1 pseudogene is annotated in these 287 nt (G+C 65.9%); it reads right to left on the bottom strand.

The window, feature by feature from the left end:
* Window positions 1-23 precede the first annotated feature (23 nt).
* Window positions 24-287 (bottom strand): annotated as a pseudogene (locus EN786_RS37275) (CoA ester lyase); the annotation flags it as partial.

Raw genomic sequence — 287 nt, 5'->3', positions numbered from 1 at the left:
GTCCATCTTGTCCTCCCGTAGTTCTATTGCGCGGCATGCGCCTGGCTGGCGCGCTCGATCGCCTCGTTGACCACCAGCACGTTGCGGGCCATGCGCTCCGAAGCTGCATCGATCATCTTGCCGTCGAGCGCGGCGGCACCCTTGCCGAGCGCCTCGGCCTCCTTCAGCACTTCGAGGATGCGGCGGGCGCGCGTGACCTCTTTCTCAGGCGGCGAGAAGACGTCGTTGGCCAAAGCGATCTGCGAAGGATGGATCGCCCATTTGCCTTCGATGCCCAGCGCCGCGGC

The organism is Mesorhizobium sp. M4B.F.Ca.ET.143.01.1.1 (assembly GCF_004792275.1).
Taxonomy (GTDB): domain Bacteria; phylum Pseudomonadota; class Alphaproteobacteria; order Rhizobiales; family Rhizobiaceae; genus Mesorhizobium; species Mesorhizobium abyssinicae.
This window is presented reverse-complemented; position numbering and strand designations above follow the sequence as displayed.